15 protein-coding genes are annotated in these 18,713 nt (G+C 69.0%); 12 read left to right on the forward strand and 3 right to left on the reverse strand.

From position 1 onward, the window contains the following. Nucleotides 1-10: 10 nt before the first annotated feature. The 3 genes from QO015_RS14705 to QO015_RS14715 form a co-directional block, all read right to left on the reverse strand. Nucleotides 11-3,955: an autotransporter outer membrane beta-barrel domain-containing protein gene (locus QO015_RS14705; protein ID WP_266278525.1), complete on the reverse strand. Its 3,945-nt coding sequence runs from the start codon at nucleotides 3,953-3,955 to the stop codon at nucleotides 11-13. A gap of 178 nt (nucleotides 3,956-4,133) precedes the next feature. After that, the gene (locus QO015_RS14710; RefSeq protein ID WP_266278524.1) at nucleotides 4,134-4,925 is read right to left on the reverse strand and encodes an SDR family NAD(P)-dependent oxidoreductase; all 792 of its coding nucleotides are present in this window, start codon (nucleotides 4,923-4,925) and stop codon (nucleotides 4,134-4,136) included. A gap of 20 nt (nucleotides 4,926-4,945) precedes the next feature. Continuing rightward, nucleotides 4,946-5,632, reverse strand: coding sequence for a GntR family transcriptional regulator (locus QO015_RS14715; protein WP_266278523.1), 687 nt, complete (start codon nucleotides 5,630-5,632; stop codon nucleotides 4,946-4,948). Between the two features lie 263 nt (nucleotides 5,633-5,895). Here QO015_RS14715 and QO015_RS14720 point away from each other — a divergent pair, with 263 nt between their 5' ends. From QO015_RS14720 to QO015_RS14775, 12 genes are all read left to right on the forward strand, one after another. Beyond that, complete coding sequence (locus QO015_RS14720) at nucleotides 5,896-7,050, forward strand: extracellular solute-binding protein (protein WP_266278522.1); 1,155 nt, start codon at nucleotides 5,896-5,898, stop codon at nucleotides 7,048-7,050. Continuing rightward, nucleotides 7,047-7,913 (forward strand): IclR family transcriptional regulator, encoded by an 867-nt coding sequence (locus QO015_RS14725; RefSeq protein WP_266278521.1) that lies wholly within the window; start codon nucleotides 7,047-7,049, stop codon nucleotides 7,911-7,913. Before QO015_RS14720 ends, QO015_RS14725 begins: the two co-directional genes overlap by 4 nt. Nucleotides 7,914-7,956: 43 nt before the next feature. After that, on the forward strand, nucleotides 7,957-8,988 hold the full coding sequence (locus QO015_RS14730; RefSeq protein ID WP_266278520.1) for a sugar ABC transporter substrate-binding protein: 1,032 nt from the start codon (nucleotides 7,957-7,959) through the stop codon (nucleotides 8,986-8,988). Nucleotides 8,989-9,111: 123 nt separating this feature from the next. Continuing rightward, complete coding sequence (locus QO015_RS14735; protein WP_266278519.1) at nucleotides 9,112-10,095, forward strand: ABC transporter permease; 984 nt, start codon at nucleotides 9,112-9,114, stop codon at nucleotides 10,093-10,095. After that, nucleotides 10,085-11,605 (forward strand): sugar ABC transporter ATP-binding protein, encoded by a 1,521-nt coding sequence (locus QO015_RS14740; protein WP_266278518.1) that lies wholly within the window; start codon nucleotides 10,085-10,087, stop codon nucleotides 11,603-11,605. The genes QO015_RS14735 and QO015_RS14740 overlap by 11 nt, the downstream gene beginning before the upstream one ends. Beyond that, complete coding sequence (locus tag QO015_RS14745) at nucleotides 11,589-12,578, forward strand: ABC transporter permease (RefSeq protein ID WP_266278517.1); 990 nt, start codon at nucleotides 11,589-11,591, stop codon at nucleotides 12,576-12,578. The genes QO015_RS14740 and QO015_RS14745 overlap by 17 nt, the downstream gene beginning before the upstream one ends. Before the next feature lie 14 nt (nucleotides 12,579-12,592). Further along, nucleotides 12,593-13,390, forward strand: a complete 798-nt coding sequence (locus tag QO015_RS14750) for an SDR family NAD(P)-dependent oxidoreductase (RefSeq protein ID WP_266278516.1) — start codon at nucleotides 12,593-12,595, stop codon at nucleotides 13,388-13,390. Nucleotides 13,391-13,410: 20 nt separating this feature from the next. Beyond that, on the forward strand, nucleotides 13,411-14,616 hold the full coding sequence (locus tag QO015_RS14755; protein WP_266278515.1) for a CaiB/BaiF CoA transferase family protein: 1,206 nt from the start codon (nucleotides 13,411-13,413) through the stop codon (nucleotides 14,614-14,616). Nucleotides 14,617-14,619: 3 nt separating this feature from the next. Next, nucleotides 14,620-15,435, forward strand: coding sequence for an enoyl-CoA hydratase/isomerase family protein (locus QO015_RS14760; protein ID WP_266278514.1), 816 nt, complete (start codon nucleotides 14,620-14,622; stop codon nucleotides 15,433-15,435). Nucleotides 15,436-15,440: 5 nt separating this feature from the next. Then, entirely contained in the window at nucleotides 15,441-17,195 is a 1,755-nt protein-coding gene (locus tag QO015_RS14765) for a CoA-transferase (RefSeq protein WP_266278513.1), read from the forward strand. Next, nucleotides 17,192-18,031, forward strand: coding sequence for an SMP-30/gluconolactonase/LRE family protein (locus QO015_RS14770; RefSeq protein WP_266278512.1), 840 nt, complete (start codon nucleotides 17,192-17,194; stop codon nucleotides 18,029-18,031). Before QO015_RS14765 ends, QO015_RS14770 begins: the two co-directional genes overlap by 4 nt. A gap of 1 nt (nucleotide 18,032) precedes the next feature. Next, the gene (locus QO015_RS14775) at nucleotides 18,033-18,710 is read left to right on the forward strand and encodes an RraA family protein (RefSeq protein ID WP_266278511.1); all 678 of its coding nucleotides are present in this window, start codon (nucleotides 18,033-18,035) and stop codon (nucleotides 18,708-18,710) included. The last annotated feature ends 3 nt before the right edge of the window (nucleotides 18,711-18,713 follow it).

Below are 18,713 nucleotides of genomic sequence, written 5' to 3' on the forward strand. Positions count from 1 at the left end.
AGGGCGACAGCTACCAGTCGAGCTTCAGGCCGAGATTGCCGGACCAGGCGCTGGCGCCGCCGGAGAAGGCCGCGGCATAGCTGGCCTCGCCATAAAGAGCGGCGGCGGCGGTCATCTGCAGCGTCGCGCCGAGGCCGAGTTCGCCGAGCAGCGGCGCCGAATCCTGGTCGAGTGCCGTGCCGCCGACCGAGACGGCATAACTGCCGCCGAAGGCATAGGCGAGATTGGCGAGGAGATAGGCGTTGAGACGCATTGCGTCATCCGGCCCGCTGCCGAGGAAGCCGGAGTGTTCCGCCCGGATGCCCGTCCGTCCGACGAAGCCGCTCGCCGAGATGCCGTCGACCAGTGTGCCGTCGCGATCGGTGAAGCCACCGGCGCTGGTCGCGATATAGGCGAGCTGCGTCTGGGGCACGATGGCGAAGCCCTTGGCGACCTCGATCCACTTGCCGACCTCGACGCTGATCGCGCCGCCGACGGCGCTGGTCGAGGCGAGCGAGCCTGCATCGTTGACGCCGAAATCGGTGTCGTACCAGGTGATCTGCCCGACCGTGTCGACATAGACGCCGTCGAGATCGCCGCCCGACCCGGTCCAGGTCAGATTGCCGCCGATGCCGAAGGCGCCGGTATCGACCGAGCCAGAACCCACAACGCCATGCGTCGTCGCCGAAACGTCGGCGGTCGAGCGGCCGAATGTCGCCATCACGCCGGCCTTGAGTTCGCCGGGCGCGGCCAGTTGCAGGGGAAGCTCGGCCTCGACGCCCGTCTGCCCGAAGCCGAGCGACTGGTCGAAGGGCATTCCGCCGGCCGGGCTCGCGGTGCCGCCGCGGCCGAAGCCGCGCACCCAGGCATCGCCGACCGTGACGCCGGCGGCGCCATAGCTCCAGATGCCCGTGCGCTGGCGATAGGTACCGATGCTGGCGATGCCGAAATTGACGAGCGTGGCGGGCCAGGCGGCGTAGGTCTGCGCAGCGAGCGAGAGATCGCTGCGGAGGTACCAGTTGCCGTCATCCGCGTCCGCTCCGACGCCGCCCTGGTAGAGCCTGTAGTCCCAGGCGCCGGCGACGATCCGGTTGCCGGAGAAGGCGCCGGCCGGCGATGCGCCGCCGATGGCGATCACCTCGATTCCGTCCCCGGTCGTGCGCGCGCCGGTGCCGCCGAGATTGGTGACGGAGACGCTGGTCGTGCCCGAAACGTCGCCCTCGACCACCAGCTTGTCGGCCGGGGAAGCGTCGTTGCCGAGCTTGGCACCCAGCACGAGCGTGCCGCCGCTTGCCGAATAGTCGCCGGTTACCGTCAGTTCCGCGCCGGCGGTGTTGCCGAGGGTCGAGACCGTGCCTGCATTGGCGATCGAGGGGACGGTCTGGTCGGTGCCGGCGAGCGCCAGCGTTCCGCCGGTGGCGACGGTGACCGCGGAGGCGGCGCTCAGCACATCCGCGGCACCAGCCTGGAGCGTGCCGGCCTCGATCGTGGTGGCGCCGGTATAGGTGTTCTCGGCGGCGAGGATGGTGGTGCCGCTGCCGGTCTGCTGTACCGATGCCGTGCCGGTGATCGCAGGAGTGAAAGTGTAGCCGAGATCGGTATGGTCGAAGATCACCGTCGCCGTGCCGCCGCCGCCTGTGACCGCGCTCGCCGTCACCGACCCCGAGCCGGCGCCATCGCCAATCTGCAGCACGCCGGAACTGCCCGCTTCCGAGGCGAGCGTGATGGCGCCGGCCGTGTTCAGCGTTCCGCCCGCAGTGACCAGAACCGAGCCGTCGCCAGCTTGGCCGACGACGACATCGCCGTTCGCAGACCAGACCGAGCCGTCGCCGTCGATGGACACGGAGCCGGACGAACCGGCCGCCGTGCCGATCGTGGCCGCGCCGCTGGTGACCTTGCCTGCGGCCGTGACCTGCAGCGAGCCGCTGCCGCCGGCGCCGACGGCGAGGTCGCCATCCGCTGTCCAGACCGAGCCGCCGCCATCGACCAGGACCGAGCCGGATGAGCCAGGCGCCGCGCCGATCGTGGCCGATCCGCTTTCCAGCGTGCCGGCCGCCGTCACCTGAAGCGTGCCGATGCCGGCGCCGCCGATGGTCAGCGCGCCCGCCGCCCAGTCCGAGCCGCTGCCGGTCACCGTCGCAGCGCCGATACTTCCGGCCGAGGCGCCGATGACGGCGTCGCCACTCGTCATCGTTCCCGAAGAGGTGACGGTGAGCGCGCCGTCGCCGGCGTCGCCGATCGTGCCATCGCCGTCGATGGCGAGCATGGAGCCGAGATTGCTGACGACCAGCGTGCCGATGCCGCTTTCCGCGCTGCCGACCGAAAGGCTGCCCGCCGAGACGGTGCCGCCATTCACCAGCGTCAGTGTGCCTTGGCCGGCCCCGCCGACCATGAGGCTCGTCCCTGCCGCGAGCGCCGAGCCGTTGTCCGTGACGAGTACCGTCCCGCCGCCCGTCGCATCGGCGCCGATGACCATCGAGCCCGCATTCACGGTGGCACCGAGCGAGATCGTCAGGTCGCCCGTCCCCGATCCGCCGATCGTCGCCGCGCCATTCGCGGTGAGATCGGATCCTTCGCCGGTCACCACGATGCTGCCGTTGCCGCCTCCGCCAGACCCGGCTGCGAGCGTTCCGGCGGCGACGGCCGCCGATCCCGACACGGTGAGGTCGCCGGTCCCGTCGGCACCGATCGTCAGGGCGTCCAAGGTGATTGCCACCGATCCTGCGCCGTCGACCGCAAGCGTTCCCGTCGAGCCGGCCTCGCTCCCGACTATGGTCTGCGCAGTCTGCATGAAGGCGCCCGCCTGGACCGTGGCGCTGCCTGCGCCTTCCGCGCCGATCGCCATCGTCTGGGCGCCGACGGAGGAATTGGCGCCGGTCACGAGAAGCGTGCCAGAGCCGGATGCTTCGTCGCCGAGCGTCATCGTCGGCGCCGTGGCACGGCCGCCGCCCTCGACCACAAGATCGCCGTCGCCCGAGGCGCCGAGAACGAGGCCGCCCGAGCCCGAGGCCGACAGCAGCGAATCCGACCCGGTGACCTTGGCCGAGCCGCTGCCGCCGTCGGTTGCGCCGAGCGTGATGGTCGATGCCGACGCGGTGCCGCCCGCCTCGACGGTGAGTTCGCCCGAGCCGGACGAGCCGAGCGTCAGTTCGCCCGTTGCCGCGAGGCCGGAGCCTGTGCCGGTCACCTTGATCGCCGCGTTTCCGGAGGATTCGAGCCCCGCGATCGCGCTGTCCGTCTTGACGGTGCCCCCGGCCTCGACGGTGAGACCCGCGCTGCCGGAGCGCCCGAGCGTCAGTGCGCCCGACGTGTTCCAGAGCGAACCGGAGCCGGTCACGGTCGCCGTGCCGGAGCCGCCCGCCGCCGCGCCGACAACGGACCCGGCATCGGTGAGCACGCCGCCGCTCGAGACGCGCAGCGTGGCCGTTCCGGCATTGCCGACGACGAGGGTGTTGTCGACGGTGACGATCGATCCGTCGCCATCGATCGAGAGACTGCCGGCCGATCCGGCCTGGTTGGCGATGACGGTCGTTGAACCGGCCGCGCTTCCCGTCGCGACGGTGGCCCCCATGTCGACGATCATGCGGCCGGAACTGCCCGCCGCGTGGCCGATGACGAGACCGCCGGCATTGGTCCATTTCGAACCGAGTCGGGTGACGGTGAGCGTGCCGGCGCCGCTGCCGCCGACAATGCTCGGCGTCGCCGAGGTCGTGGTCAGTGTCCCGCCGGAGGTGACCGCGATGCTGCCCGACGATCCCGAGGCGCCGCCGATGGTGAGGCCGGCGGCCGCGGCGCCGGGAAAGGTCACCTGCGCCTCGCCGCCATTGTCGACGCGCGCCGAAGAGGCCGCGGTGGGCTCGCCGGCCGGCGACCAGTTCGACGGCGTCGTCCAGTTGCCGTTGCCGGGAAGGACCCAGATCGATTCGCCGAGGGCCGGGGAGGCGGCGAGCACAAGCCCGGCCGGCAGCGCACCCATTGCCGCCGCGCTCCAGATCGTTCCGCCGCGCCGCGCCGATCTCCGCACAGGCCAACCTCTTCCGCCATATGGCCATGGCGCAGGGGTCGCCGCGCCTCAGCCGACCTTACGGCGAGGCGCGTTAAGGCAGGGTTAACCATAGCGGAGCCGCAACGGCTCCACCGGTCGAGACTTCGCGTCAGGCCTTGCGCTCGGTCTCGGAGGGTTTGGGCGCGCCGCCGAGCGGAATGGTGAGGCCGCCATCGGCGACATAGACCGCGCCGGTGACGAACGAAGCGCGGTCGGAGGCGAGGAAGGCGACAACTTCCGCGATCTCGCGCGCAGCGGCGCGGCGGCCGAGCGGGTGCATGCCGTCGATGATGGCGGAAAGCGCCGCCGGATCGTCGGCCATGGTGATGGTCTTGCGCAGCATCGGCGTGTCGACGGAGCCCGGCGCCACGGCATTGACGCGGATGCCCTCATGCGCATGGTCGACGGCGGCCGCGCGCGTGAGGCCGATCAGTGCGTGCTTGGCGGCGGTGTAGGCGACGACATTCGCCTGCGAGGCGAGGCCCTGCACCGAGGCCATGTTGACGATCGCGCCGCGGGTTTCGCGCAGCAGCGGGATCGCGAGGCCCGAGAGGCGGAAGATCGCCTTCAGGTTGACGTCGAAGACCTCGTCCCAGAGCGCGTCGGTCGTCGTCTCCAGCGTGCCGTAGCGCTGGATGCCGGCATTGTTGGAAAGGACATCGAGCCGGCCGAACCGCTCCTTCACGCGGGCGATCGCCGCCTCCAGCGTGGCGCGGTCGGCCAGATCGCCCGCCACCGCCTCGCCGCCGGTCCGCCCCGCGATCTCGGCGAGCGCCCCGGCGTCGCGGTCCACCAGAACGAGCTTCGCGCCCCGTTCGGCAAGAAGCTCCGCCACGGCCGCACCGATACCCATCGCGGCCCCGGTGACGAGCGCCACCTTGCCGTCGAACTCCTGCGTCATGTCCATTCCTCCCGGATCGTTCAGATCGCGGCCGCGATGCCGTTGCGGCGCGACATCATTTCGAGCGGCACGAGCACGGCGCGCAGATGCGTCCGCATCGCCGCCGCGGCCGCCACGGCGTCCTGCGCGCCGAGCGCCTCGCGGATCAGGCGGTGCTCGGCCACGATGTAGTCCGCGCTGCGCGGCCAATCGACCGAGAGGTAGCGCAGGCGGTTCAGGTGAAGCTTCACGTCTTCCAGCTCGTCCGCGGCCGCCAGGCAGTCGGCGATCTCGAAGATGGCGCGGTGGAAGGCCTCGTCGAGTTCGTAGAGCCGGCGCGTGTCGCCGCGCGTCGCGGCCCGCGCCTGGTCCTCGATGATCGCGTCGATGGCGGAGAGCGCGGCCGGCGTCATGCGCGCGGCGGCGCGGCTGACGACCTCGACCTCGACCGCCTCGCGGATCAGCTGGGCGGCGCGCACCTTGGAAAGACGGATCGGCGCCACGCGGGTGCCGCTCTGGGGATAGATGTCGACGAGGCCGAGATCGGCGAGGCGGAGCAGCGCCTCGCGAACCGGCGTGCGCGAAACGCCGATGCGCTCGGCGATCTGGCCCTCCCGGATCGGCTCGAGCGGTTTCAGTTGGTTGAGCACGATCTCGCCGCGCAGCAGCTCGAAGACGCCCTGGGCCGTCGAGCGCGTTTTCACCGGCATCGGGCCGTCGTCGAACACCGCCGATTCTCCATCATGGCGCGGTCGCCACGACCGCTTTGCCGGCATCCATCCACAAAGCGCGGGCAAGAGCAACCCGGCCACGCCAGTGCGCATAGATCCAATTACTAGTATATTAATCCATCAATCAAGCGTGCAGCCTGCCCGGAAAGGCTGCGTAGGGACGAGTTTTGGCACTTAAGAAAACTATTTGCATAAGTGCGCGAGAGCGGTAATGTCCTCGCAAGCCGGCCGCAGAGCCGGGCAAACCGGTGGAGACGGGAATGACGGTGACGCTGCGCGGGCTCGCCTGGGATCACAGGCGCTGCTGGGGGCCGCTCGATGCGAGCATCGCGCCCTATGGCGCCGCGCATCCGGGCGTCTCGATCCAGTGGGATCGCCGCAGCCTCTACGAGTTCGGCGAGGGCCGCCTCGAAGACGTGCTCCGCCAGTATGACCTCATCGTCTTCGACCATCCCTTTATCGGCGACATTGCCCGCGGCCGGCTCATGGTTCCCTTCGACGACCGGCTCGACGATGCCGCGCGCGCCCGCTTCGCGGCGGATTCGGTCGGCGGGTCCTGGAGATCCTATGAATATGACGGCGCGCAGTGGGCGCTGCCGATCGATGCCGCGGCGCAGGTTGCGTCCTGCCGCCCCGACCTACTCGCCCGCTATGCCGAGACGATGCCGAAAAGCCATGCCGAGGCTCTCGATCTCGGCCGGCGGCTCCGTGCGGACGGATGCTGGATCGGTCTCCCCTTCGTGCCCACCGACGCGATGTGCCTCGTCATGACGCTCGCGGCAGGTCGCGGTGATGCCGTCGGGATGGATGGTCGCTTTCTCGACCGCGATGCGGTCGAGGCCATCATCGACGAGCTGCGCGCGCTGGCGGCTCTGGCCCATCCCGCCTCGGCGGACTGGAATCCGATCCGCTGCTACGACCACATGGTCGGGCATGACGACGTCGTCTACACGCCTTATGCGTTCGGCTATGTGAATTACTCCGCGCCCGCTTCCGGGCCGCGCCTTCGCTTCGGCAACATCCCGGCCGAAGGCGCCAGGGGATCGCTGCTCGGCGGCGCCGGTATCGGTGTCTCGGCCTTTTCTGCCCATCCTGCGGCCGCGGCCGACTACGCGCTGTTCCTCTGCGCGCCGGACTACCAGCGCGGCGATTATGTGCGGTTCGGCGGCCAGCCGGGATCGCTCGCCGCCTGGCGCGATGCCGAGGCCAACCGGATCACCGGCAATTTCTTCGCCGACACGCTGGAAACGCTCGCCGGTTCCTATCTCCGTCCGACCCATCCGGGGTTCATCGGCTTCTTCCGCGAGGCGACGCACTCCGCCGCCGACGCCATCGCCGGTCGGCTTCCGGCGCGGGCGCTGGCGGACCGCCTCGACACGCTCTATGCCGCCTCGCTGCCGGAGATGACGGCATGAGCGAGACGGAGCGGGCGATGACGCTGGACGAGGACGAGGGTGCGGATGCCGGGTCGCGGCGTGACTACAAGGTGCCGGCGGCCGAGAAGGCGCTGGACATTCTCGAATTCATGGCGGCCCGCAACGAGGACGTCACGCAGACCGAGCTGTCGCTGGGCCTCGGCCGGTCGATCCACGAGATCTACCGCGTCATCCAGCTTCTGGAGGGGCGCGGCTATCTCGTCCGCACCAAGGCCGACCGCTACCGCCTGTCGCTGAAGCTGTTCGAGCTGGCGCATATGCATCCGCCGGTGAACCGGCTCGTCGACAGCGCGCTGCCGGTCATGCGCGAGCTCGTCGGCAACACCGACCAGAGCTGCCATCTCGTCGTGCTGCGCGAAGCGACGGTGCTCATCGTGCTGCAGGTCGAGTCGCCGCTGCCCATGCGCTATTCCGTGGCTCTCGGTTCGCATTTCCCCGTGCTCGAGACGAGTTCCGGCGCCGTGCTGCTCGCGGCGCTGCCGCCGGCCGAGCGCGAGGCGCTGGTACGGCGCATCCTCGCCAGCGGCGAGGCCGGTGCGACACGGCCGGAGATTGATGCGCGGCTCGCCGCGATCGCCGAACTCGGCTACGAGATGCGCGCCTCGCTCGCTGTCGACGGCTGCACCAACATTTCGCTGCCGGTGCGCGACCATATGGGTGCGACCGTCGCAGCCCTCACCGTTCCCTATCTGCCGCAGAAGCGCGCCCGCTTCAGCCGCGAAAGCGTGCTGGAGACGACCCGCGCCGCGGCGAGCGAGATCTCGCGCGCGCTGGGCGCGCCCGAGCAGGCCGGCAGGAACAGGGCCATCCGGCTCCCCGCCGCACAAGAGCAGAAACGCTAAGACGCCCGCAAAGGGCGGTTCGCTGACAAGGGAGGAAAGCGACATGAAGAAGATGCTGATGGGACTGCTCGCCGGATCCGCCATCGCGGTGCTGGCGGTGGGCTCGGCCTATGCCGAGGGCGCGCCGAAGAAGATCGGCTACGTCGTCAACTACGCGACGCACGAGTGGTACCAGAACGTCATCAAGGGCATGAAGGACCGCGGCGCCCAGCTCGGCATCACGGTCGAGGTCAAGGACGCCAATCTCGACGCCGCGAAGCAGATCGCCGCCGCCGAGGACTTCATGTCCCAGGGCGTGGACGTCCTGATCATCACGCCGGTCAACGAGGACGCCGTCGCTCCGCTGCTGCGCCGTGCCAAGCAGGAAGGCATGCCCATCGTGCTCGAGGGCAACCCGGTCAAGGGCATGACGACGCTGGTCGCCATCTGCGACTACGACACCGGCTATCACGCGGGCGTCGAGGCCGGCAAATATGCCAAGGAGAAGCTCGGCGGCACGGCGAAGGTCATGAATGTCGGCCTGCCGCTGCTGTCGGCCACGGTGTTGCGCTCCAAGGGCTTCATGGACGGCCTGAAGACCGAGATCCCGGGCGCAACGCTGGTGCATGATCTCGACGGCGGCGGCAATCCGGACCGCTCCTTCGAGGTGTCGGCTGCCGCGCTCGCGCAGAACGGCGACGTCAACATCATCTACGGCATCAACGACAGTTCCTCGCTCGGCGGTCTCCAGGCCTGGAAGGCGGCCGGCAAGTCGCAGGACGGCCTGCTCGTGGTCGGCACGGGCGGCGAGGGTCTCGCCTTCATCAATGCGATCGAGAAGGAGCCGTCCTACCGGATCGAGGCGGCGATGTTCCCGGAGAAGGTCGGCTTCACGGCGGTCGACGCGGCCGTCAAGCTCTACAACAAGGAAGAGGTCCCGACCTGGATCGTCAGCCCGACGACGCCGATGGTCGGCGAGGACTGGCAGAAATACTACTCGGTCGACGGCACGACGCGCACCATCAAGTGGGACGCCGTCAACGCCGTGAAGGCGCCCGACAAGTGCATGCAGACGGCGGCTGACCTCAAGAAGTAAGCCGCTTGCGCCTGGCCGGGGCGGTCCGCCGTCCCGGTCTCTTTTTCCATGAAGGCGCCGGCGAGTCCTCCTCGGCAACGCGCGACGGACCGACGGCGAGACGCCAATGCGGAACCACCGACCATGACCAGCGAGACACTGCCCGCAAGGCGACCGGGGCTTCTCGTCGGCGCGCTCGCCGACAAGAGCCAGGTCGTGCTGATCGGCCTGCTCGTGATCCTCTGCATCGCCATCTCGGTCGCGGCGCCGCAGTTCTATTCCGTCGACAACACGATCGCGATCCTGCGCCAGTGCGCGCTGGTGCTGATCGTCGCCGTCGGCATGACCATGCTGCTTGTCGCCGGCGAGGTGGACCTCTCGGTCGGAGCCTCGCTCGCCTTCACCGGCTGCGTCGCCATGGACGTCACCAACCGCACCAACAGCGTCACGCTCGGCGCGCTGGCCGCGCTCGCCTTCGCCGCAGCGGTCGGCCTCTTCAACGGGCTGGTCGTGACCCGGCTCAGGATCAATTCGCTCATCGCCACCATCGCCACGATGATGATCCTGCAGGGCAGCGTCTATCTCTACACGCGCGAGGCGGTGCAGAACAAACACCAGCTCGACGCCTTCACCGCGATCGGCGCCGGCTATGTCGGGCCGATCCCGATCCCGGTGATCCTCGCCGCCGCCATCTTCGTCCTCGGCTATGTCGCGCTGCGCTTCACGCTGTTCGGCCGCTATCTCTACGCTGTCGGCGCCAACCAGAAGGCGGCGCGCCTCTCGGGCCTCCGCGCCGAGCGGCTCAAGGTCATCGCCTTCGTGATCACCGGCCTTTGCGTCGGCGTCGCCGGCCTCGTGCTCTGCTCGCTGATGAATGCCGGCCAGCCGACCGCCGGCCGCGGCTTCGAACTGACCGTCATCGCCGCAGTCATTCTCGGCGGCACCTCGCTCGCCGGCGGCCGCGGCACGCTGGTGGGCACGCTGCTCGGCGTGCTGCTGCTCAAGGTCAACGACAACGGCATCATCATCCTGAGGTGGAACCAGGACCTGCAGATGGTCGTGCCGGGCATCGTCATCGTCCTCGCCACCTGGCTCGACATCATCCGGAGGAAGGCCGATGCGCGCTGAACCGATGGAGATCGCGCGGGAGGCGGCCGTGCCGGCGCTGGAGATGCGCGGCATCGGCAAGCGCTTTCCCGGCGTCATCGCTCTCGACGGCGTCGATCTCACGCTCGCGCCCGGCAAGGTGCATGCGCTGATGGGAGAGAATGGCGCCGGCAAGTCGACGCTCATCAAGATCCTCGCCGGCGTCTATGGCAAGGATACGGGAACGATCCGCGTCGGCGGCCGCGAGACCGAGTTCCGCTCGCCCCGCGATGCGCTCCGCCAGGGCATCAAGGTCGTCTTCCAGGAGATCGCGCTGATCTCCGAATTCACGGTCGCCGAGAACATCTTTCTCGAGGAATATCCCCGCATCGCCGGCGGATCGATCGACTGGAAGCGAATCCGCGCCGAGGCGGCGGCGCTCTTCCGGCGCATCGGCTTCGACGTCGATCCCGCCGCAAAGACCGGCGACCTGCCGGTCAGCCAGCAACAGATGGTCGAGATCGCCCGCGCGCTGGCGCATGAGGCCCGCATCGTCGTCATGGACGAGCCGACCTCGTCGCTGACGCCGAAGGAGGTCGAGCTCCTCTTCGTCGTGATCCGCCGCCTGACCGCGCTCGGCATCGCCGTCGTCTATGTCAGCCACAAGCTGGACGAGGTTTTCGAAATCGCCGACGAGGTGACGGTGCTGCGCGACGGGCGGCACATCTCGACCAGGCCGATCGGCGACCACACTCATGACAGCCTGATCCACGACATGATCGGGCGCCGCATCGACAATCTCTTTCCGCGCGTGAGGCGCCAGCAGCCGGGCCGCGCGGTGCTCACGGTCGAGAACCTGTCCACCGACGCCAAGCTCAAGGGCATCAGCTTCGAGGCGCGGGCCGGCGAGGTGCTCGGATTCTTCGGCCTGATGGGCGCCGGGCGCACCGAACTCGCCAAGGCGATCGTCGGTTACGACCCGATCCGCACCGGCACGATCCGCATCGACGGCGCGCTGCTCGCCCCGCATGACACGCGCCGCGCTGTCGGGCTCGGCATCGGCCTCCTCACCGAGGATCGCAAGACGGAGGGGCTGATGCTGGAGCTCCCCGTGCTCCAGAACATGAGCCTAGCCTCGCTCTCGGCCTTCGCGAAGGCCGGCTTCGTCGACGAGGGGCGCGAGCGCAGCGCCGTGCAGAGCTTCGTCGACCGCTTCCGCGTCAAGACGCCGGGCCTCGGCCAGGCGATCAAGAATCTCTCGGGCGGCAACCAGCAGAAGGTGCTGCTCGCCCGCTGGCTGATGCGCGGCCTGAAAGTCATCGTCGTCGACGAGCCGACCCGCGGCATCGATGTCGGCGCCAAGTCGGAGATCTTCGCGCTCATCGACCAGCTCGCCGGCGAAGGTCTCGCCGTCATCATGATGACCTCGGAAATGCCGGAACTGCTCGGCCTTTCCGACCGCATCGCCGTGATGGCGGAGGGCCGCATCACCGCCGTCATGCCCCGCGATGCCGCGACGCAGGAGACCATTCTCAATGCCGCAATCGCCTAGCCTCGCCGCCTCCGCGTCGACCCCGCCGCTGCTGCGTCTCCTTGTCGGCCGCAGCGAGTTCGCGCTGCTCGTGGCGCTCATTGTCATCATCGCCTTCTTCTCGCTCGCCTCCGGCACGTTCCTCACCGTGCGCAACATGACGAACGTGCTCGGCCAGGCGTCGTTGGCGCTGACCGCCGGCATCGGTGTCGCGATCGTCTTCATCTCCGGCGAGGTCGACGTCTCGGTCGGATCGCTCGTCGCGGCCGTCGCCATTCCGCTCGTCACGATCATGAACATGACGGAATCGCTGGCGCTCGGCGTGTGCGGCGCGTTGGCGCTCGGCCTCGTGGTCGGGGCCGTCAACGGCTATCTCTCGGCCTATGCCGGCATCAACTCGCTGATCGTGACGCTCGGCACGCTCTTCATCCTGCGCGGCGGCGTCTATCTCTATACGGGGCAGACGGCGATCCCCGACGACGCGATGCTGGAGAGCTTCTTCCAGATCGGCAACGGCCGCATCCTCGACGTGCTGCCGATCCCGGCCGCCATTGCTTTCGTCCTCCTGCTCGTCTTCGCCTATGTCCTCCGCCATCGCCCGTTCGGCCGCCAGGTCTATGCGGTCGGCGGCAATCCCGAGGTGGCGCGGCTCGCCGGCTATAATGTTCGCCGCATCAAGTTCACCTGCTTCCTGATCAGCGCGCTGCTCGCCACCGTCGCGGGCATCCTGCTCGCCTCGCGGCTCGGTTCGGCGGTGCATGTCGCCGGCCTCGGCTTCGAATTTCAGGTGGTGGCGGCGGTCGTGCTCGGCGGCGTCAGCCTCTCGGGCGGCGTCGGCAGCCTGTTCGGCATGGCGCTCGGCGTGCTGATCCTCTCCTTCCTGTCCAACGGGCTCGGCATGCTCGACCTCGCCACCGAATGGCAGCTGGTCATCACGGGCTTCATCATCATCGCCGCCGTCGGCTTCGACGAAGTCAAGCGGCAGAGGCACTGAGGGGAGACGCGCTCATGACAGACAGGACCGGACGTCTCGAAGGCAAGGTCGCCGTCGTCACCGGAGCGGCCGACGGCATCGGCCATGCGATCGCCCGCGCCATGGCGGCAGAGGGTGCGCATGTCGTGATGGGCGACATAGACGACGCCAAGGGCGAAGCGGCCGCCGCCGCGCTGCGCAGCGAGGGATGCAAGGCGGATTTCCGCCATTGCGACGTCTCCGTCGAAGCGGATATCGCCGGCCTGATCGCCGAGGCCATCGCGAAGGGCGGCCGGCTCGACGTGCTCGTCAACAATGCCGCAATCGCCATCGGCGGCATGCCGGTGCACGAGATGACCGACGAGCAGTGGCACCGGCTCATCGCCGTCAATCTCACCAGCGTCTTCCGCGCCTGCAAATATGCGCTGCCGCACATGATCCGCCAGAAGAGCGGCTCGATCATCAACATGGCCTCGGCGCAGGGCCATATCGGCCTCGACGGCTGGACCGCCTATGCCGGCGCCAAGGGCGCGGTGATGTCGATGACGCGGCAGATGGCGGTCGAATTCGGCCCGATGAACATCCGTGTCAACTCGATCTCGCCCGGCACGATCAACACGCCGATGAACGAGAAGGTGATCGCCGAGCTCGGCGATCATGTCGCCCGCGCCTGGGTCAAGATGCATCCCATCGGGCGGATCGGAAAGCCCGAGGAGGTGGCCGAGGCGGCCGTCTATCTCGCCTCCGACGCCGCCGGCTTCACCACGGGCATCGACCTGCGCGTCGATGGCGGCCTTACCGCCGCCCCGCGCTTCGTGCCCGACCTCGTCTGATCTTCAAAGAGACCGCACCCATGGACAAGGCCCTTTCCGGCGTCAGGATCCTCGATTTCAGCCATCTGCTGCAGGGTCCGTTCGCGACCCAGCTGCTGGCCGACATGGGCGCCGACGTCATCAAGATCGAGCGCGCCGGCCCCGGCGACCTCTTCCGCTCCATGACCTTCTTCGCGAAATGGGTCGGCGGCTCGGAGAGCCCGAATTTCCTCGCCTGGAACCGCAACAAGCGGTCGATCGCGCTCAACCTGAAGAGCCGCGCCGTCCATGCGATCATCATGCGCATGGCGAAGGACGCCGATGTCGTGGTGCAGAACTTCCGGCCCGGCGTCATGGCACGGCTCGGCTATGGCTATGAGGATTTCCGCGCCGCCAATCCGCGCATCATCTATTGCTCGGGCTCCGGTTATGGCGAGGAGGGGCCCTATCTCGAGCGCCCCGGCCAGGACATGCTCATCCAGGGGCTGGTCGGCCTCGCCACCAATACCGGCCGCGGCGACGGTCCCCCGGTGCCGGCCGGCTCCGGCATGGCCGACCAGATCGGCGCCATGAACATGGTCTATGGCATCCTCTCGGCGCTCTACTATCGCGAGAAGACCGGCAAGGGGCAGAAGATCGAGGTCAACCTGCTCGCCGGCATGCTGGCGCATCTGGGGCAGGAATATTGCGCGGTGCTCAATCTCGGCGAGGACTTCGTCCGGCCGAATTCCGGCATCGGCCATCCCGGCATGCAGGCGCCGTTCGGCATCTACGAGACCAGCGACCACCGCTATGTCTCGATCGCCATGAGCCCGTTCAAGACGCTCTACGAGACGCTCGAGGCGCCCGGCCTCGCCGTCTATGACGACCTCTCCACGCTCTTCGCCAAGCGCGACGAGGTCTGGGCGCATGTGAATGCCGAGACGCGGAAGTTCGCCATGGAGGACCTGCTCGAGCGCCTCCTCGCCGCCGATATCTGGTGTGCGCCGGTGCAGGATATCCGCCAGGCCTCTGAGGATCCGCAGGTCACCCATATGGGCATGATCCAGAGCTACGAGCATCCGAAGGCCGGCACGGTGCGCGTCGTCGGCCCCGCCGTGCGGATGAGCGAGACGCCGCCCGCGATCGACCGACCGGCGCCGATGGTCGGCGAGCATGGCCGCGAAATCCTCGCCGAGTTCGGCTACTCCGCCGAGGAGATCGACGCGCTCGAGACCTCCGGCGACATGACGATCGAGCGGGTCTGAGCCATGGCGGACCGTTTCCAGACGCTGGAGATCGTCCGCGAGGGGCGGGTCGCCACGGTCACGTTCCGACGCGGCGACCAGCTCAACGCCATGAACAAGGCGATGCAAAGCGAGATCACCGCCGCCTTCGAGGCGCTGTCGGCTGAGGCGGGCGTCGGCGCCATCGTCGTCACCGGCGAGGGTCGAGGCTTCATGGCCGGCGCTGACATCAAGGAATATGCCGCGCAGTCGGGCTCGGAATTCGACGCCTTCCAGCAGACGGGCGAGCGCATGTACCGGGCGATCGAGGCGAATGCCAAGCCGGTGATCGCGGCCGTGAACGGCTTTGCGCTCGGCGGCGGCTTCGAGCTGGTGCTCTGCTGCGACATCGTCCTCGCCGCGCCGGAAGCGAAATTCGGCCTGCCGGAGATCAAGCTCGGGCTCGTGCCGGGCGGCGGCGGTACGCAGCGGAGCGTCGAGAAGCTCGGCCGCAACCGCGCCAATCTCATGCTGCTCACCGGCGCCATCCTGCCGGTGGCGGATTTCATCGCCGCCGGTCTCGTCGCCGAGATTGTGCCGATCGAGGGGCTGCTTCCGCGCGCGATGGAACTCGCGCGCATGATCGCGGCCGAGCCGCCCGCGGCGGTCGAGGGGCTGAAGCGGCTGACGGCGATGGCGCTCGCGGGCGACCGCGCGGCCGGGCTCGCCGCCGAGCGCGACCTCGTCTGCGCCCTCTATCGCAGCGAGATCGGCCAGGCGCGCGTGCAGGATTTCGCCGCGAAGAGCATCGCCCGCGCCGCCGAGAAGGCGGCCAAGGCGGCAGCTGCGAAGCAAGGCTGACGGCGATGGGCGAGAGCCTCGTCAAGCCGAACCGGCCGGCCTTCACGAGCGTGGAGGCGCTGGCCGCTCTCGTCGCGGATGGCGATGTGTTCGGTGTCGGCGGGCATCACTTCGCGCGCCTGCCGATGCGGCTGCTCGCGGCCATCGCGGCGCGCGGGGTGCGCGAGCTTCGCTATACGAGCTGGGCCGGCGGACTTGCGCTCGAATATCTCCTCGAGGCGGGCGCCGTCGCCTCCGCCGATCTCTGCTTTTCCTCGCTCGACATCTTCGGCCTGCCTCCGCGCTTCCGGGCCGCGGCGGAGAGCGGCTCGCTCGCGGTGCGCGACTGGACCGCGCTCGCCATGATCGAGGCGCTTCATGCGGCGCAGAAGAACCTGCCGAGCCTTCCCTTCCAGCTTCCAACGGGCTCGGCGATGATGGAGCGCATTCCAGGCGCCCGGACCGCCGCCGATCCCGTCACCGGCGAGGCCGTCGGCGTCATCCCGCCGCTGCGCCTCGACACGCTGATCCTGCACGCCGCTCGCGCCGACGAGAGCGGCAATGTCCAGATCCTCGGCGCCCGCGCGCTCGATCTCGCGATGATCGGCGCGGCGCGCAAGGTGCTGGTCACGGTTGAGGAAATCGTGCCGGTTGGCCACCTTGCCGAGGCCGGGCGGCAGACGGTGATCACGCGCAACCAGGTGACCGCGATCGCGCAGGCACCGGGCGGTGCCTGGCCGACATCGAGCCTGCCCTTTTACGCGACCGACTATGCGGCGCTCGCCGAAGCCTTCGCGTCCGGGCGACCGCTTGCCGAGAGCTTCGCATCGCGACCGGTGGCGGGTCATGTCGTGGCCGCCGCGGCCATCCGCCCCGCGGATCTGCCCGTTCGCTTCCCGGCGGTGCACGCTGCGCCCGAGGCGCCCACCATCGACGAGATCATGGCGGCGCGCATCGCCGCCGAGCTGGACGACGAGAGCTTCGCCTCGGCCGGCGCCGTGTCGCCGCTCGCCAATGTCGCCTATCGCCTGGCCAAGGCGACGCATGCGCCGAACATGATCATCGCCACCTTCTCCTGCGGCCATGTCGACATCGCGCCGAGCCCGCTGCTGCTGTCGCTGGTCGAGGGGCTCGATGCCGCGACGGCGGCGGCGCATGCCGGCGGCGACGATACTTATGCGGCGTATTACCAGGCCGGCGCCGTCACGCACGAGATCATCGGCGCCGCGCAGATCGACCGGCGCGGGCGGGTCAACAATCTCGCCATTCGCCGCCGCAACGGCGCGATGCTGCGTCTGCCCGGGCAGGGCGGCATGGCCGATGTCGCCAACATGCATCGCGACTATGCGCTCTATGTTCCGCGGCACACCCCGCTCGCCTTCGTCGAGGCGGTGGACATCGCGAGTTCGGGTCGCGGTCTCGCGCGTGCCGAAGAGCGCATGCGGGCCGGCTTTCGGCCGGGTAAGGCGCGGGTCTTCACCGATCTCTGCGTGTTTCGCCTCGACGAGGACAGCGGCGAACTTGTCGTCGACGAACTGATGCCCGGCGTGACGCGCGAGGTGGTTACCGAGGCGACGGGCTTTGCCGTCACTTTCGCGGCGGACTGCCGGCCTGTCGCGCTGCCGGATGCGGCGAGCTTCGACATTCTGCGCCACCGGATCGATCCGCTTGGGCTGCGCAAGCTCGAATTCGTCGTCGCCCGGGAGCGGGGCGACCTCATCGCCGCCATCATCGCCGCCGACCGCGCCCTCGTCGAGCGGCTCGGGAGGACCACTGCATGACACCGCTTCTCGACCTCTCGGCCGCGCGCGTCTTCTTCGACGGCATCTTCGCCGAGCCGTGCCTCGCCCATCCAGAAGGCGTCGCCGTGCATGAGGACGGCTCCATCTGGTGCGGCACCGAGACCGGCGATCTCATCCGCATCGCCGCCGACGGAGGCGCGCATGATCGGATCGGCGGCACGGGCGGCTTCCTGCTCGGCCTCGCCTTCGACAGCGCCGGACGCTGCTATGCCTGCGACCTGCGGCATGCGGCGGTCTTTCGCTACGACCCGGCGACCGGCGCCTTCGACCGCTTCGCCTCCAGCGGCATCCGCGTGCCCAACTATCCGGTCGTCGACGAGAAGCGCGGCGTCCTCTACGTCACGGACAGCCGCGGCAACGGCAATATCGGGCCGGGCCTCTACCGCTTCGATCTCGAGACGGGGGAGGGCGGCGTCTGGTCGGAGGAGCCGATGGATTTCGCCAATGGCGCCTGCCTCGACGAGACGGGCGACGGGCTCTATGTCGTGCAGAGCGACGTCCCCTCGCTCGTGCATGTTCCAATCCGCGCCGACGGCTCCGCGGGACCGAGCCGTCTCGTCAGTGACCGCGTCGAGACCGTGCCCGACGGCGTCGCGCTCGCGCCCGATGGGACGCTCTACATCTCCTGCTACGAGCCGAGCCGCATCTATCGTCTGAAGCCGGGCGGCGCCCTGGAGCTGCTGATCGAGGATCCGAAGGCGACGCTCATCGCCCATCCGACCAATGTCGCGCTGAAGGGCGACCGGCTCTATTCCGCCAATCTCGGGCGCTGGCACATCACCGAGATCGACCTCGCACAGCTGAAGGGACGTTGACATGACGGGCGATGCCGAACTCTTCGCGCTGGTGCGGGAGCGCCTTTTCACCGCCGTGATCGGCGACGTGATGGACCAGGCCGGCCTGACGCGGCAGTTCCTGCCACCGGAGATCCGGGCGCTCGATCCCGGGACCATGCTCGTCGGCCGTGCCATGCCGGTGCTGGAGGCCGATTGCGCCAGCGAGCTGCTCGGCCATAGCGGTGCGACGGATGCCTTCGGCCTCATGTTCAGGGCGCTCGACCAGCTCGAGGCCGGCGAGGTCTATATCTGCACCGGCGCATCGCCCCGCTATGCGCTCTGGGGCGGCCTCATGAGCACGCGCGCCGCCCATCTCGGCGCGGTCGGCGCCGTCCTCGACGGCTATCATCGCGACACGCGCGAGATCGCGCGGCTCGGCTTCCCGGTCTTCTCCATGGGCTCCTATGCGCAGGACCAGCGGCTGCGCGGCCGCGTCGTCGATTTCCGCTGCGCCATCGAATTCGACAATGGCTGCCGCGTCATGCCCGGCGATCTCATCGTCGGCGACATCGACGGCGTCTTGACCGTGCCCGCTGCGCATGTGGCCGATATCCTCGCCGCGGCAGTCGCCAAGGTCGAGGGAGAGGACCGCGTCCGCGACATGATCCTCGCCGGCCGCTCGACCGGGGGCATCTTCGAGGAAACCGGCATCATGTGACGG

Origin of the sequence: Kaistia geumhonensis (assembly GCF_030815145.1) — a bacterium.
GTDB lineage: Bacteria > Pseudomonadota > Alphaproteobacteria > Rhizobiales > Kaistiaceae > Kaistia > Kaistia geumhonensis.

What these genes read in the sequence shown, in the direction of transcription:
- QO015_RS14705 (WP_266278525.1), bottom strand. Translation starts at nt 3,955, where the DNA reads ATGGGTGCGCTGCCGGCCGGGCTTGTGCTCGCCGCCTCCCCGGCCCTC.
- QO015_RS14710 (WP_266278524.1), bottom strand. Translation starts at nt 4,925, where the DNA reads ATGACGCAGGAGTTCGACGGCAAGGTGGCGCTCGTCACCGGGGCCGCG.
- QO015_RS14720 (WP_266278522.1), top strand. Translation starts at nt 5,896, where the DNA reads ATGACGGTGACGCTGCGCGGGCTCGCCTGGGATCACAGGCGCTGCTGG.
- QO015_RS14725 (WP_266278521.1), top strand. Translation starts at nt 7,047, where the DNA reads ATGAGCGAGACGGAGCGGGCGATGACGCTGGACGAGGACGAGGGTGCG.
- QO015_RS14730 (WP_266278520.1), top strand. Translation starts at nt 7,957, where the DNA reads ATGAAGAAGATGCTGATGGGACTGCTCGCCGGATCCGCCATCGCGGTG.
- QO015_RS14735 (WP_266278519.1), top strand. Translation starts at nt 9,112, where the DNA reads ATGACCAGCGAGACACTGCCCGCAAGGCGACCGGGGCTTCTCGTCGGC.
- QO015_RS14740 (WP_266278518.1), top strand. Translation starts at nt 10,085, where the DNA reads ATGCGCGCTGAACCGATGGAGATCGCGCGGGAGGCGGCCGTGCCGGCG.
- QO015_RS14745 (WP_266278517.1), top strand. Translation starts at nt 11,589, where the DNA reads ATGCCGCAATCGCCTAGCCTCGCCGCCTCCGCGTCGACCCCGCCGCTG.
- QO015_RS14750 (WP_266278516.1), top strand. Translation starts at nt 12,593, where the DNA reads ATGACAGACAGGACCGGACGTCTCGAAGGCAAGGTCGCCGTCGTCACC.
- QO015_RS14755 (WP_266278515.1), top strand. Translation starts at nt 13,411, where the DNA reads ATGGACAAGGCCCTTTCCGGCGTCAGGATCCTCGATTTCAGCCATCTG.
- QO015_RS14760 (WP_266278514.1), top strand. Translation starts at nt 14,620, where the DNA reads ATGGCGGACCGTTTCCAGACGCTGGAGATCGTCCGCGAGGGGCGGGTC.
- QO015_RS14765 (WP_266278513.1), top strand. Translation starts at nt 15,441, where the DNA reads ATGGGCGAGAGCCTCGTCAAGCCGAACCGGCCGGCCTTCACGAGCGTG.
- QO015_RS14770 (WP_266278512.1), top strand. Translation starts at nt 17,192, where the DNA reads ATGACACCGCTTCTCGACCTCTCGGCCGCGCGCGTCTTCTTCGACGGC.
- QO015_RS14775 (WP_266278511.1), top strand. Translation starts at nt 18,033, where the DNA reads ATGACGGGCGATGCCGAACTCTTCGCGCTGGTGCGGGAGCGCCTTTTC.